The sequence below is a fragment of the Anaerotignum propionicum DSM 1682 genome, assembly GCF_001561955.1.
GTDB classification, from domain to species: domain Bacteria; phylum Bacillota; class Clostridia; order Lachnospirales; family Anaerotignaceae; genus Chakrabartyella; species Chakrabartyella propionicum.
On record NZ_CP014223.1, the window covers coordinates 256,028 to 270,420 of the forward strand.

The following is a 14,393-nucleotide window of genomic DNA, read 5'->3' on the forward strand; positions in this document are numbered from 1 at the left end:
ATATGAAAGCCATTATATTGGCGGCAGGCTATGCAACAAGGCTATATCCTTTAACTTTGCATAAGTCTAAGGCTTTGCTCCCGATTAATAAAAAGCCGATTATTGATTATATTATTGATGAAATGAACCATGTAGAAGGTTTGGATGAGATTTATGTGGTTACTAACAGCCGTTTTTACGAACAGTTTTTAGACTGGGCGAAAACGGTTCATAGTAAGGTGCCCGTTTTTATTTTAGATGATGGAACTACGGATGACAGCAACAAACGGGGGGCAATTGGAGATATTTCCTTTGTCATTCAAGAGATGAAAATTGACGACGAGCTGATGGTCATTGCGGGGGATAATTTCTTTACCTATTCCTTGAAGGATTATGTGGATTATTTTCATGAAAAAAATCGGGACTGTGTTTGTGTGAAGGTTTGGGAGGACAAAGAGTCTTTATCCCAATTTGGAATAGCCCTTTTGAATGAAAAGGGATTGGTTCTGGATATTGAAGAGAAACCACAACAACCAAAATCAAATACTGTCGTGTTTGCCACGTACTTATATAAAAAGGAAACGGTACCTCTTTTTGCCACCTATTTGGCTGAGGGGAATAAGCCAGATGCACCGGGGAATTTCCCTGCTTGGTTGTATCGGCGCAAAGAAGTGTATGCCTATACATTCACGGAGGAATGCTATGATATCGGTACGCCGGAAAGCTACCGTGAGGTTTGCGAAATGTTTGAGGATTAAGTCCGAGTCCGACGCAATTGCGGCGACTGACAGCAAAAAGAGCCGCTTGATGCTCTCCCGTAAGGAAGTAAACAAATTGCTTCTTTATGAGAGGACGTCCCAGCGGTTTTTTAATGTAAATTTAAAATGAAAATACGCTAAAAAGGAGAAATACCATGGAATGGATTGAAGTTTTTGTAGCAGTAAGCCAAACAGGGCTGGAGCCAATTGCAGGTTTATTGTACGAGTGCGGCCTGACAGGGCTGATGATTAGTGATGAGGCGGATTTTCAGGAGTTTTTGGAGGCGCCCGACAGAGATTGGGACTATGTTGCTGACGAACTGGTGGAGGAAAAACAAAAGCTGGAAACAGGGATTACTTTTTTCTTGAGAGACAACCTTTATGGTAGAGAACAGCTGGCACAAATTAAGAGTGCTTTGGCTGTAATTCAGGAGCAGGAAAAAGAACTGGATTTAGGCTCTTTGGAAATGACCATGAAAAATGTGCAGGAAGAGGATTGGGCGAACAACTGGAAGAAATATTTTAAGCCTTTTCCTGTTGGAGAAAAAATCATGATTAAACCTTCTTGGGAGGAACTGACAGAGGCAACAGACAAGGTGGTATTGAAGATTGACCCGGGCCATATCTTTGGTACAGGAACCCACGAAACCACCCAGCTTTGTATGGAGCTTATTGAAACCTATTTGAAGAAAGACGATATGGTTTTGGATATTGGCTGTGGCAGTGGTATCCTATCTATTGCGTCACTTTTGCTGGAAGCAAAGGAAGCAGATGCTGTGGATATTGATCCTAACGCAATGGAAATTGCATACGAAAATAGCGATCGAAATGATATTCCCAGAGAAAAGTATCATGTTTGTGCCGGTAATATTTTGGAGGACGAAGCCCTTCATGAAAAATACAGCGGGAAAAAGTACGATATGGTTGAGGCAAATATTGTTGCTGATGTAATCATTGCATTGACCAAAAAAGTGCCTGATTATATTAAGGATGGCGGCATTTTCCTTTGCAGTGGTATTATCATTGAACGGAAAGAAGATGTGCTTTCTGCCTTGGTCGTTGGCGGATATTCCGTATTGGAAGTAAAAGAGAAAAAAGGTTGGGTGGCCATTGCGGCTCGCTATGAGGGATAAGAGATGCCAAAATTTTTTGTAGAACCTCATCAAATAAAAGATAACCTCATCCAAGTAATTGGGGAGGATGCAAAGCATATTAAAACTGTATTGCGCTCTCGGGAAGGGGAGGAAATTACCCTTTGCGATGGTTTGGGAACAGATTATTTTTGCCGAATTGCATCTTTGGAGGAAGGCGTTACGGCAGAAATTCTCTCCCGTGAGCCATGCCAGTCGGAGCCTAAAACAAAGATTACCCTTTATCAAGGTTTGCCTAAGGCTGATAAAATGGAACTGATTATCCAAAAATGCGTAGAATTAGGTGTAGATCGTATTGTTGCTGTTTCTACGGAGCGCTGTATCGTGAAGTTGGATAAAAAAGAGGAGAAAAAGCTGGAACGCTGGCAAAAGATTGCCGAAGCGGCGGCAAAGCAAAGTGGAAGGGGTAAAATCCCTGAGATTGCACCCAAGGTTCTGCGCTTTTCGGAGGCTTTAGCAGAAGCAAAGACTTTATCCGGCGCAATCATTCCCTATGAAAAAGAGGATAACAGAGGAATACGCTCCTTTGTAGAAGGTTTTTCGGGGAATGAAATAGGTGTTTTTATAGGCCCGGAAGGTGGCTTTACAGAAGAAGAGATTCATGGGGCGATAGATGCAAGAGTGTTGCCTGTTACCCTTGGTAAGCGGATTTTGCGTACAGAAACGGCGGGTATGACTGCCATTGCTATTTTGCTGTACGAGTTAGGTTAAGGAGGAGTAAGATGATTTATTTGGATAATGCCGCTACCACAAGAGCGTTGCCTGCTGTGGCGGAGAAAATGACATATATGCTGACCGAGCAATACGGAAACCCAGCCTCCGTAAGCGTAATGGGCTTGGCGGTTGATAAGGAGATACGTCATGCATCTCAGATTTTAGCCCGTGGAATTCATTGCAGGGAGGATGAAGTGTTTTTCACCAGCGGCGGCACAGAAGGGGATAACTGGGCAATTTTTGGTACGGCAGAGGGCTATCAAAGGCACGGCAGGCATTTCATTACAACCCAGATTGAGCATCCTGCGGTGAAAAATCCCATGAAGGCTTTGGAGGAAAATGGATGTGAAGTAACTTGGCTCACCGTTGATTCCAAGGGACATATTTCTCTAGAGGAATTGGCTGCTGCAATTCGACCCGATACCGTTTTGGTGAGTATCATATTAGTGAATAATGAAACAGGGGTTGTGCAAGACGGAGTGACAATTGGTAAGCTGATTAAAGAAAAAAATCCTCAAACATTATTTCATGTGGATGCAGTCCAAGCCTTTGGAAAATACCCCATAGATGTGGAAAAGATGAAGATAGACCTCCTTACTATGAGTGGGCATAAAATTCATGGCCCTAAGGGTGTAGGTATGTTGTACATGCGAAAGGGTACCAAGGTAAAGCCTTTTATTCTTGGTGGTGGTCAGCAAAAAGGGCAAAGAGCGGGTACAGAGAACGGCCCTGCTGTGGCGGCTTTAGGGGTTGCAGCGGAGGAAGCCTTTCACCATATGCAAGAAAGTATTGCCCATGTATCTGCTCTAAAAAAGACTTTAGCAGAAGGAATTTTGGCAATGCCCAATACAAAAATCAATGGAGATGGATTAGAAGGTGCTAGTCCTTACGTTTTAAATGTTACCTTTGAAGGCTTACGCAGCGAGGTATTACTCCACGACTTGGAAAGTAAGGGTATCATTGTTTCCGCAGGCTCCGCTTGCGATAGTAAAAAGAAAGTAGGAAGCCCTGTTCTAATGGCAATGGGTATGCCTTTTTCGGAAATAGAAGGGGCTGTTCGCTTTAGCTTTTCAAGATATAATACCATGGAAGAAATTGGAACCTGTTTATTGGCATTGGAAAAGTCAGTGCCATTTTTAAGAAAATATAACAGATAAAAAAGGGGAGCATTATGGCAGAAAAGGTTTTAATCATAAAATACGGTGAAATTGCAATGAGAGGCAATAACCGATACATCTTTATTAATCGATTGATTTCCGCTATCCGTAGAAATATTGACCCATTGGGGAATTATTATGTGGTTAGAGATCCGGGCAGATTGATTGTGGAGGATAGAAGTGGCGAATTGGATTACGATTTGCTGATTCCTCGGGTGGTACCCATTTTTGGTTTGGTAGAGGTGTGCCCTGGGGTTCGTTTGGCAGATATGACCTATGAAACCATTTTAGAGGAAGCGTATCGCCATATGAAGGAGCAGTATGGCGACCAGCAGATTTCCTTTAAGGTAAAGACCAGAAGGGCGAATCAAGGCTTTACCATACCCTCAATGGATATGAATATGAAGGTTGGGGAGTATTTACTGGAGCAAATGCCAAATTTAAAGGTGGATGTGCATAAACCCGACGTAATGTTGAATATTGAAATCAGAAACAGCGTTTATATTCATTCCAAAGGGATTAAAACCTATGGTGGGTTGCCTTATGGCAGTTCAGGCAAAGGCGTCAGCCTCCTTTCCGGCGGCATCGACAGCCCTGTGGCAACTTGGATGATGGCAAAACGTGGTGTTGAAGTGGAAGGCGTTTATTTCCACAGTCCACCTTATACCAGCGAATGGGCCAAGGAAAAGGTCATTGATCTGGCAAAAAGAATTGCCGATTTTACGGGAGAATTCCGCCTGTATGTTGTGCCATTTACAGAGCTACAGCTCTATTTATTGGATAATGTTGCCCACGATAAGCTCACCATTCATTTGAAACGTGCCATGATGCGTGCAGGAGAGATGATTGCCAAAAAGGATGAAGCTATGGCATTGATTACAGGTGAAAGCGTGGGACAGGTTGCCAGCCAGACTATGCAGGGCATTTATGCCATTAATGCAGTTTGTGAAATGCCTGTTTTGCGCCCTTTAGCGGGAATGGATAAGCAGGAAATTATAAATCTTGCCCAGAAAATTGGTACCTTTGAGATTTCTGCAAGACCTTATGAAGATTGTTGCACGGTATTTGTTGCAAAGCACCCCGTAACAAAGCCAAGATTGAGTTTTATTGAAAAGTCCGAGCGTCGGTTGACAGAATTGGATAGATTGCTGGAAGAATCTGTTCAAAAAGCAGAGATCATTGAGTTGTAAGAAATTTGTAATTGAAATAGGAAGTGGAAAATTATAGAATATAGTAAGTGCTAATTAACTTATAATTTTGGAATAAAACAGTAGAAAAGCGATTTGAGGATGGACCTTCCATTGGGGAGACTGTAAACTTGGAGGCGTTGGCATGTTTGCTTCAGAGTGGGGAAAAAAGACATTTATTAAAATCATGCTGTTTTCTTGGCTGGGTATACTATTCCCTTGGTTTTCCTTTGGTCCAGAGGAGACAGGCTATTGGTGGGGGTTTTACGGCTTTCAGTATGTAATGATACAAATGTATCTTTTGGGGTTGTTTTGTAATTTAGAACCCAAGAATGAGTTCCTAATACGCAGTTTCCCTGTTTTTATTGAAATTTGTTTATTTACCATTCCGCTTGCTTACATTTGGCAATTAATGTCTTGGCACACGTTATACGTTACTGGAAAAATTAGCTTTTCCATAGGTTTGAGAACTGCTTATCCTCAATTTTGGATTGCCTTTGTCCTTACTTTTATTCCAATCTTTGCTTATCCTGTTTTAAGATGTTGGAAGAAGAAAGCGTTTCAATAAAATATAACATATGGGGGAGATACAATGTTTGCATCAAATGCAGGGCGGAAAAGATTTTTCTACACTATGCTTTTTTCATGGGCGGCTTTGCTTTATCCATGGATTTTCCCTAAATTATTCGAAGATAGATTTTTTGGGTGGATTATCTTTCCTCCATATCTTCCTGTTTTGATGGCTCTTTTGCTGTTCCTTTGTTTCAACAAGCTAAAAGGGAGGGGATGGAAAATTAGTTTTTCCGTTTTAACAGAATTATTGTTGATTTCAATCCCTATTCTTTGTTTTTGGCCGATGATGGTATTGATTTATATGAAATTGAAGTACGAAAATGTTGTTAGTGTGGGTCAGGGTGTTACATTCTTAAACTGGATCAATTTCTCCTTGGTATGTATTCCTATTCTTGTTTTTCCCATTTTACGACGGTGGAGGGGCGATGAACTACAATAAATAAATTTAGAGATGGGTTAATGTTTGTGTCAGAATTCTTCCCTGTTTGATAGCGTTGGGGGAAAGAGTATTAAAATATTGGTTACATGGAAAAAGACCAAGTCATGGACTTGGTCTTTTGTATCGTGGTTTTTTATATTTATTTTCTTTGATTAGGATAAAACGTAAACGGTCACGTTTTGTACACCCCAAGAAAATGCTTCATTTTTCGTTTCATAACAGACGTCAATACGGTTACCCTTAATTGCCCCGCCTGTATCCGCAGCAATGGCTACACCATAGCCGGGAACATAAACCTTACTGCCCAATGGAATTACCCTAGGGTCTACTGCTACAACGCCCTTGGTTGCTGTGGTTCCTGTTGCTGTGATACCATTACAGCCTGCGTCGAAAGGCGTATATGCGGTTACTTTTGCATTGATTGCTTTTTGATAAGTCATGCCGTTAACGACGTTGGATGCACCAACCTCAATGACCTTATTTACTGCATTTGTGATAACTTTTGTTTCCACAGGCTCTGTACTTACTAATTTGTCGCCATGATATACTTCTTTGCTTACAATGGAGGTTTGACCTTCCTTTCCTTCCTGAACCACGCGGCGCTCGCCGGGTTTCAAATCGGAAGATGATTTTTCCACTGTTTCATAAGGTACAACATCTGTTGTGGCAACAATTTTTTCAGTTACTGAGGTGAGAGAAATGGTCATCATATCTGTTACAGCGTCTGTTTTTTTGTAATCACTCAAAAGATATTCTGTGTCAATGGTAGCGGAGAGTTCCTCCAGCAGGTCACCAACGGTTTGAGCGTCTGTGGATACCATACGAGGTACACCATCCACATTTACGAATACAGACTGTGTATTTTGTTTGCTGTAAGCAGAGGCCGAGCCGCAGCCAATCACCAATATAAATACCACGATAGCAAATACTCTAAGATGCGTTTTCATTTTTTCCTCCTTGAACACGACCCTGCCTGCCGATTATGTGGGTAATAGCAGAGGGGTTGCTCCTCTCGTATTTATGATAGACATATAGATTCTTATGCCTTTGCTCATGCCTTTTCGAAGGGCTGAGCCGCAGTCGTATTTACATGGGGAGTCGTCACTTCCGCATGCTTTTTCTTTACTTTTTACGAACAACTGCAAAAATAAAGATATATCGTATTGATATACCTTTACTTTACAGATAGTATATTAACATATTTGTAACATTTATGCAACGTTTTTTTAAAAAAATAAATTTTGTGCATTTTTACTAGTAATATTTGCCACGTTTTCTGGGGAAATATTTTTAATTTCAGCGATTTTTGTTACAATATATTCCAAATTCCTAGGATCATTTCGTTTTCCGCGGTTAGGTGCAGGAGCCAAATAAGGGCTGTCTGTCTCAATTAAAATTTTCTCTAGGGGTATGGCATCCACCACTTCCACCATTTTTTTCGCATTTGGAAATGTCACAACTCCCCCAATTCCGATATAAAACCCCATTTTTGTGTATTCAACCGCCATTGGCGCTGAACCCGAATAACAATGGATAACACCCTTGCGCACGTTGCTTGCGGACATAATGTCAAAAGTTTCCTGAGATGCATCTCGTGAATGAATTATTACAGGTTTGTTAACAGATTCTGCAAGACGAAGCTGCTGACGGAACCAAAATTGTTGCAGCTCTCTTGGGTGTGTATCATAATAATAGTCCAAACCTATTTCCCCAATTGCAACTACTTTTTTATGCTGGGAGAGGCGACGGAGTTCCTCTATGGTTTGGGATGACATATCGTACAGTTCATGGGGATGAATGCCTACGGAGGCGAAAATGTAGTCATAACGTTCTGCAAGGCGGATGCTTTGTTTTGAGCTTTTTACATCACACCCAACGTTAACCACATAGTCTATACCGAAAGAGGGGAGAAGCCCTAAAAGCTCCTCCCGATCCTCTCTGAACCGCTTATCATCTAAATGTGCATGAGATTCAAAATACATTAGCTAATTCCACTTCCGCTGGGGAAGTCTTTCTTTTCTGTGGTCAAAAGACTCAAATTGCCGTTTCCGTCATCGGCGCAAAGAATCATTCCGTAGGACATTTCGCCCATCATTTTTCTTGGTTTTAAATTATAGGCAACCACAACTCGTTTGCCAACCATTTCCTCAGGTGTGTACCATTCCTTAATGCCGGAGAAAACAACTCTTTCTTCTTCGCCAATGCGAATCACATTACGCAAAAGTTTTTTGGAGTTTTCCACAACAGAGCTTGCAATAACCTCGCCCACCTTAAGCTGTACCTTGCAAAAATCATCAATGGAAATTTCTGCGGGGTATTCGGGTTCTTCATGTTTTTTAGGTTCTTCCTTTTTTTCTTCTTTTTTCTCTTCCTTACCCTGGTTAGCTACAGCGGTAGACTGAGAAGCCTTGATAGCCGCTTCCAATTCTGCCAATTCTTTTTTCATATCAATACGAGGGAAGAGTGTTTCGCCTTTTTCTACCTTTAATTCAAAGGGCAGTAATCCCCATTTTTTCGCCATTTCCCATTCCACAAGGTTGCTTTCCATGTTATACTGTGCCCAAATTTTTTCAGGTGTGGTGGGAATAAAGGGCTGAATCAGAATAGAAGTAATTCTGATGCTTTCGGCAACGTGATATAATGCGTTTGCCAGTTCACCTTGTTTTGCTTCATCTTTACAAAGAATCCAAGGCTGTGTTTCATCAATATATTTATTGGTTCTGCGAATTAAGTTCCAAATTTCGATTAAAGCGTCACTAAAGAACATTTTTTCCATAGCCGCTTCTACTTTTTCTGCTGTACCTAGAGCTACTTTCTCTAAATCCTTATCAAAAGGTGTTTCGGTACGAGCATCAGGCAATTTGCCGCCAAAGTATTTCTCAATCATACCAACGGTTCTGGAAACAAGGTTACCCAAATCGTTTGCCAAGTCTGAGTTGATACGCTGAATCAATGCTTCATTATTAAAGTTACCGTCTTGTCCGAAAGCCACTTCTCTTAATAGGAAGTAACGGATGGCATCCACGCCATATTTTTCTACTAAAACGTTAGGGTCAACTACGTTACCAACGGATTTCGACATTTTACCGCCGTTGATAACCAACCAGCCGTGTCCGAAAATTTGCTTTGGCAAAGGAAGATTCAGTGCCATCAACATAGCAGGCCATATAATGGAATGGAAACGAACAATTTCCTTGCCAACCACGTGAACATCTGCGGGCCAGTATTTATGGAACAGGCTGTCATCGTCCGAACCATAGCCTAAAGCAGTGATATAGTTGGAAAGGGCGTCAATCCATACATAAACAATATGACCGGGGTCAAATTCCACAGGAACGCCCCATTTGAAAGAAGTACGAGAAACTGCCAAATCTTCCAAGCCGGGCTTTAAGAAGTTATTAATCATTTCATTTTGACGGGTGTTTGGCTGCAAGAACTCTGTATTTTCTTCCATATACTTCAAGATACGATCCTGATATTTGGAAAGACGGAAGAAATAGCTTTCCTCTTTTACCAATTCCACGTCACGTCCGCAGTCAGGGCACTTGCCATTTACCAGCTGATGCTCTGTAAAAAAGGACTCACAAGGGGTGCAATACCAGCCTTCATAGGAGCTTTTATAAATATCTCCCTGATCATAAAGCTGTTTGAAAATTTGCTGTACCGCTTTTACATGATAATCATCTGTAGTACGGATAAATTTATCATAGGAAATGTTTAAAGTCTTCCAGAGCTCTTTGATGCCTACTACAATATTGTCGATATATTCCTTTGGCTCTTTGCCTTGACTATTTGCAATACGCTCGATTTTTTGACCATGCTCATCTGTTCCTGTAAGGAACATAACGTCATAACCCCGCAACCTTTTATAACGTGCCATGGTATCCGTTGCAACGGTGCAATAGGAATGGCCGATATGCAGTTTGTCACTGGGGTAGTAAATAGGGGTGGTGATATAAAACTTTTCTTTTTCCACAATTCTCTCTCCTTTATAGTATCTAAAATGCAGAACTTGTCCGATTTTTTACTTGATTTGTAAGTTATAAACATGAATGCGCTGTTTCATTCAGAAGTAACCCGTATACAATCAAAAAACCGCCCTTCATAAAATTACAAAGGACGGCTATTCACCGTGTTACCACCTTAATTCGCCTTTTCCTCACGAAAAAGACCTCACTAGGTACAATCGTACCTTTGCGCTTTAACGGGCGCACCCGTCGCAGCCTAAAGAAACGGATTCTTTTCGGTGCGCGGCTCCAAGACCATATTCAACAACTGCTCCTGTACCTTTTTTCAGCGAAGGCAAAATATGCCTTTAAGGCTCTCTTTTACATAGCGTGTTTGTTTACTCTTCTTTTCATAGCCAGTTTATCATATATAGGATTTTACTATAACTCAAAGAACTCTGTCAACAATAAAGCCCAGGTTTTCTACTTTTTTCCCTATTATTTCAGATTTTCGGGGTTCAAAACTTCCAGCTCCGGCAGAACAAAAATGCCGTCTTTGCGAATGAGCTTATCATCAAACCAGATTTCACCACCGCCATATTCTGGGGTCATAATTAATACCAAATCCCAATGGATTGCGGAGTGGTTATCGTTATAGGCATCATCGTAGCAATTACCGGGGGTAAAATGTATGCTTCCGGCAATTTTCTCGTCGAACAAAATATTGTTCATAGGCTTTGTGATATAAGGATTTACGCCGATGGCAAACTCCCCAACATATCTTGCGCCTTCGTCTGTATTAAAGATTTTTTCAAGACGTTCCTTGTCATTTCCATCACAGTCAATAATTTTACCATCCTGAAACGTTAATTTTACATGTTCGAAAGTAAAGCTATTATATTCCGATGGGGTATTATAGGTAATTACACCATTGATAGAATTTTTCACGGGAGCGGTGTAAACCTCGCCATCGGGAATGTTGCAACGGCCTGCGCACTTCACAGCAGGGATATCTTTAATGGAGAAAGTAATATCTGTATCTTTCGCAATGAGGCGTACCCTATCGGTTTTATTCATCAGTTCAACCAAGGAATCCATAGCTTTACTCATTTTGCTATAATCCAGATTGCAAACGTTAAAGTAGAAATCCTCAAAATCTTCCAAGCTGGTATGGGCTGATTGCGCCATAGAGTTTGTAGGATAGCGCAAAACTACCCACTTTGTGCGGGGAACGCGAATACCGTGATGCACAGGGTCGGTATAAAAACGATTTTGTAAATCCAATTTTTCATTGGGAACATCCGCTTGCTCCGTAATATTATCTTCTCCACGAACGCCGATGAAGGCATCCATCTGTTCCATCAAGCGGCTGTCCACCTCAGCCATCATCTTTTGCTGTTCTTCCGTAGCGCCTAAAAGCAGTTCTCTCTCTAAAGAATTTGTCATGACCTGTAAAAAGGGCGTTCCACCTACCTTATAAACTTCCTTAATGATTTGCTTTACCAAAGGAGTGGGATGAATCCCATTGCAATTGATGAGCAATTTTTCTCCCTTTTCCAGTCGGCATGAATAGTTTACCAGATTATATGCTAAAGTTTTTATTCTTTCGTCCATATAAAATCAGCTCCTTCATTGAAATAATATATATAGGTAGTATTTTACACTTTTTTCAAGATATATGCAAAAAAAATGTACTGAAAATTGACAAATTGCCAAAAAAGCGGATACAATAACCTTGTACAAGAAAAAATGTGGGAAAGCCATCTTTATTTATGACGGAAGGGTTAAAATATATTGAAATAAAGGGGAATTTATGGATTACTATTTTGAAGCAGAAAGAACAAATCATAAAAATCCTTTCCTTATGAATTCTTTTGAGTCGAAATTTTGGAAAATAAATGCGGTTGGCTTTGATTGGGGGGTTTTTGGTGCGTGTAGCAATACCAACAAGAGATGGACGGATTGAATCTGTTTTTTCTAGGGCAGAGGAATTTACCATATACGACGTGGAAATTGAGCTGGTGAAATCTAAAGTGACTGCACCCTTGGGTGGACGGGAATTGGGCAGCTTTTTAATGGAGGAAGCCATCAATGTTGTAATATGCGGTAAAATTCGCTCCGGTACACGAAATATTATGCGGGTAAAGCGGGTGGAACTGCTTTACGGTGTCACGGGGAATGCAGATGATATTATGATTCGCTATTTAAGCGGAGAGCGTTTGGGGAATGTGGATGAAAATGCATTTTGGAGCAACGATGGAGAAGGGTTGGAGTGAGATGATTTTAGAACGTTTTTTTCCCGATATTTTTGTAAAATCTATTTATGAACTGCCTTTGGAGGAACTGAAAGCAAGGGGAATTAAGGGATTGGTATTTGATATTGACAACACAGTGGCGCCTTTTGATATTGCCGAGCCAGAAAATGATTTGATTGAGTTATTCCTATATTTAAGAAAGCAGGGATTTCGCCTTTGCATTCTTTCCAATAACAATAAGGCTCGTGTGCGACTGTTTAACAAGAATTTGCGTACCCTGGCGGTGCATAAGGCGGGAAAGCCCGGGGTGAGAAAGCTGAGACAAGCCATGAAAAAGCTGAAGCTTGCACCGGAGAATACCGCAATTGTTGGGGATCAGGTTTTTACGGATATGTGGTGTGGTCACAGGGCTGGTCTAACCTGTATTTTGACGGCACCAATCTGTAATCGGGATCAACTGGTTACAAAAATAAAAAGAGGTGCGGAAAAATTAGTATTAAAAGAATATTTTAAGCGTGAAGGGAAATAAAAGATAGAAAATACCTTAATTTCAATAAGTTTTTATTGAAATATAAAGGCTTTTCCATTAGAATGTAAAAGGATATGCTTATTTTTTATAAAAGCAAGCATGATTGGCTAACGGACGAGGTAAGTGTAGAATAAAACGGGCTTACGAAGGAAACAGAAGGAGTACAAGCTCAAGCTGATTTCAGGGCGTGAAAGACGCTGTCTGTTATAAATACAATGTAAAAATTGTAGAAAGAATTTTGAATGAAATGATTTTGAGGAGGAAATACGAATGATTTCTGCAGGTGAATTTAGAAATGGCGTAACAATGGAATACGAAGGCGCACCTTATGTAATTTTGGAATTCCAGCACGTTAAGCCCGGTAAAGGTGCGGCGTTTGTGCGTACAAAAATCAAAAATTTAAAGACAGGGGCTGTTTTGGAAAAAACCTTCAGACCTACTGAAAAAATGCCCAGAGCACATATTGAAAGACAGGATATGGAATATCTGTACAATGATGGAGATTTATTCCATTTTATGAATTCCGAAACCTATGAGCAGATTGCAATTAATGCTGATGAAGTTGGCGACGCTTTAGAGTTTGTAAAGGAAAATGAAGTGGTTAAGATTCTTTCTTACGATGGTCAGGTATTTGGTATCGAGCCTCCTTTGTTTGTAGAATTAAAGATTACAGAAACAGAACCCGGTTTTGCTGGCAATACAGCACAGGGTGCAACAAAGCCTGCTATTTTGGAAACAGGTGCACAAATTCAGGTGCCTTTGTTCATCAATCAGGATGAAGTGGTTAAGATTGATACAAGAACCGGTGAATATTTAGGTAGAGCAAACTCCTAAAAAAGACCTGCTCTAGATGTTATTCTTCTGTTTCCAAGGGAGAAGTAGGTTTCATACTTACTATTTTTCGGTTGGGCAGTTCTTTGAATAATCATGAATGAATGGAAAAGGGGGCTTTTTAACATGGAATACTTTGAAAAAAAAATAACCTATCTTCGGGGTCTGTGTGATGGAAGCGGCTTTGACGAGAACAGCAAGGAAGGTAAAATATTCCACGGCATGTTGGAAATATTAGATGATATGGCGTTTATGCTGGAAACCTTCATGGATGATGAAGAAATGGAAGACATGGAAAAATATGAGGATGAAGATGGTGAAAACCAACCCATTTATCTATATTCCTTTATCTGTCCCAGTTGCGGAGAAGAAATTGATGTGGACGGGGAAACCATGGAAACAGAAACAGAAATTCAGTGTCCTGTTTGCGGGAGTGAAATTCCTATGGGAACTGAAAATTCGGATGATTTAAAATTTTAGATGAGAAGGTACAGTTTAGTAGGGTAACTTACTGAACCATACCCCAAATCAATAGGGATATGAAAAACCCCGCAGATTCTACTTGAATCTGCGGGGTTTTGTTTGTTCAGGAAAGTCTGGATTTTTGTGTTCAAGCCGTATGATTTTTCTGATTTACGAGTGCCGGTTAGAAATACGCTCATAACAAAGCTGTCATTTCTATGCTTATGAAATACAGTAAACGCCGAAATTTACTAGGTTTCCTTTGTTTTAAACTGTTTAAATAAAATAAATTGGGTTTTTCGTCAAATGTCCAAAAGTAACATATAAGTAAATTGTACAATTAATTGACAAATTATTACAATGTAAGGTATAATATATTATATAAATTCTACAATTTTCGACAGATTAAAT

General features: G+C 40.4%; 15 protein-coding genes and 1 other annotated feature. Of the genes, 11 read left to right on the plus strand and 4 right to left on the minus strand.

Annotation, left to right across the window (positions count from 1 at the left end; translation table 11 throughout):
* The first annotated feature begins 2 nt into the window (after positions 1-2).
* From CPRO_RS01165 to CPRO_RS01195, 7 genes are all read left to right on the plus strand, one after another.
* Positions 3-737, plus strand: a complete 735-nt coding sequence (locus CPRO_RS01165) for a nucleotidyltransferase family protein (protein WP_066046895.1) — start codon at positions 3-5, stop codon at positions 735-737.
* A 155-nt stretch (positions 738-892) separates the two neighbouring features.
* Complete coding sequence (gene prmA, locus CPRO_RS01170; RefSeq protein WP_066046897.1) at positions 893-1,870, plus strand: 50S ribosomal protein L11 methyltransferase; 978 nt, start codon at positions 893-895, stop codon at positions 1,868-1,870.
* Between the two features lie 3 nt (positions 1,871-1,873).
* Positions 1,874-2,599, plus strand: a complete 726-nt coding sequence (locus CPRO_RS01175; RefSeq protein ID WP_066046899.1) for a 16S rRNA (uracil(1498)-N(3))-methyltransferase — start codon at positions 1,874-1,876, stop codon at positions 2,597-2,599.
* Between the two features lie 11 nt (positions 2,600-2,610).
* A complete protein-coding gene (locus tag CPRO_RS01180; RefSeq protein ID WP_066046901.1) occupies positions 2,611-3,759 on the plus strand; it encodes a cysteine desulfurase family protein in 1,149 nt (382 codons plus the stop codon).
* A 14-nt stretch (positions 3,760-3,773) separates the two neighbouring features.
* Positions 3,774-4,949, plus strand: coding sequence for a tRNA uracil 4-sulfurtransferase ThiI (gene thiI / locus CPRO_RS01185; protein WP_066046903.1), 1,176 nt, complete (start codon positions 3,774-3,776; stop codon positions 4,947-4,949).
* A 142-nt stretch (positions 4,950-5,091) separates the two neighbouring features.
* Complete coding sequence (locus CPRO_RS01190; RefSeq protein ID WP_066046905.1) at positions 5,092-5,514, plus strand: hypothetical protein; 423 nt, start codon at positions 5,092-5,094, stop codon at positions 5,512-5,514.
* A gap of 24 nt (positions 5,515-5,538) precedes the next feature.
* Positions 5,539-5,958: a hypothetical protein gene (locus tag CPRO_RS01195; protein ID WP_066046907.1), complete on the plus strand. Its 420-nt coding sequence runs from the start codon at positions 5,539-5,541 to the stop codon at positions 5,956-5,958.
* Positions 5,959-6,110: 152 nt separating this feature from the next.
* Here the strand turns inward: CPRO_RS01195 and CPRO_RS15945 are convergent, their stop codons facing one another.
* The 4 genes from CPRO_RS15945 to CPRO_RS01215 form a co-directional block, all read right to left on the minus strand.
* Entirely contained in the window at positions 6,111-6,905 is a 795-nt protein-coding gene (locus CPRO_RS15945; RefSeq protein ID WP_066046909.1) for a G5 and 3D domain-containing protein, read from the minus strand.
* Between the two features lie 279 nt (positions 6,906-7,184).
* Positions 7,185-7,940: a TatD family hydrolase gene (locus tag CPRO_RS01205; protein ID WP_066046911.1), complete on the minus strand. Its 756-nt coding sequence runs from the start codon at positions 7,938-7,940 to the stop codon at positions 7,185-7,187.
* A complete protein-coding gene (gene metG, locus CPRO_RS01210) occupies positions 7,940-9,934 on the minus strand; it encodes a methionine--tRNA ligase (RefSeq protein ID WP_066046913.1) in 1,995 nt (664 codons plus the stop codon). Before metG ends, CPRO_RS01205 begins: the two co-directional genes overlap by 1 nt.
* Before the next feature lie 136 nt (positions 9,935-10,070).
* Positions 10,071-10,328 (minus strand) — a binding site (T-box leader).
* A gap of 75 nt (positions 10,329-10,403) precedes the next feature.
* Positions 10,404-11,519 (minus strand): aminopeptidase, encoded by a 1,116-nt coding sequence (locus CPRO_RS01215; RefSeq protein ID WP_066046915.1) that lies wholly within the window; start codon positions 11,517-11,519, stop codon positions 10,404-10,406.
* A gap of 314 nt (positions 11,520-11,833) precedes the next feature.
* Here CPRO_RS01215 and CPRO_RS01220 point away from each other — a divergent pair, with 314 nt between their 5' ends.
* The 4 genes from CPRO_RS01220 to CPRO_RS01235 all read left to right on the plus strand — a co-directional run bounded on the left by CPRO_RS01220 (position 11,834) and on the right by CPRO_RS01235 (position 14,000).
* Positions 11,834-12,181 carry a NifB/NifX family molybdenum-iron cluster-binding protein gene (locus CPRO_RS01220; protein WP_066046917.1) on the plus strand — a complete coding sequence of 116 codons (348 nt, stop codon included), beginning with the start codon at positions 11,834-11,836 and terminating at the stop codon, positions 12,179-12,181.
* Positions 12,138-12,689 carry a YqeG family HAD IIIA-type phosphatase gene (locus CPRO_RS01225; protein ID WP_159430653.1) on the plus strand — a complete coding sequence of 184 codons (552 nt, stop codon included), beginning with the start codon at positions 12,138-12,140 and terminating at the stop codon, positions 12,687-12,689. The genes CPRO_RS01220 and CPRO_RS01225 overlap by 44 nt, the downstream gene beginning before the upstream one ends.
* Before the next feature lie 270 nt (positions 12,690-12,959).
* Positions 12,960-13,523: an elongation factor P gene (gene efp / locus CPRO_RS01230; protein WP_066046920.1), complete on the plus strand. Its 564-nt coding sequence runs from the start codon at positions 12,960-12,962 to the stop codon at positions 13,521-13,523.
* 123 nt (positions 13,524-13,646) lie between these two features.
* Positions 13,647-14,000 (plus strand): CD1247 N-terminal domain-containing protein, encoded by a 354-nt coding sequence (locus CPRO_RS01235; protein WP_066046922.1) that lies wholly within the window; start codon positions 13,647-13,649, stop codon positions 13,998-14,000.
* Positions 14,001-14,393: the final 393 nt, after the last annotated feature.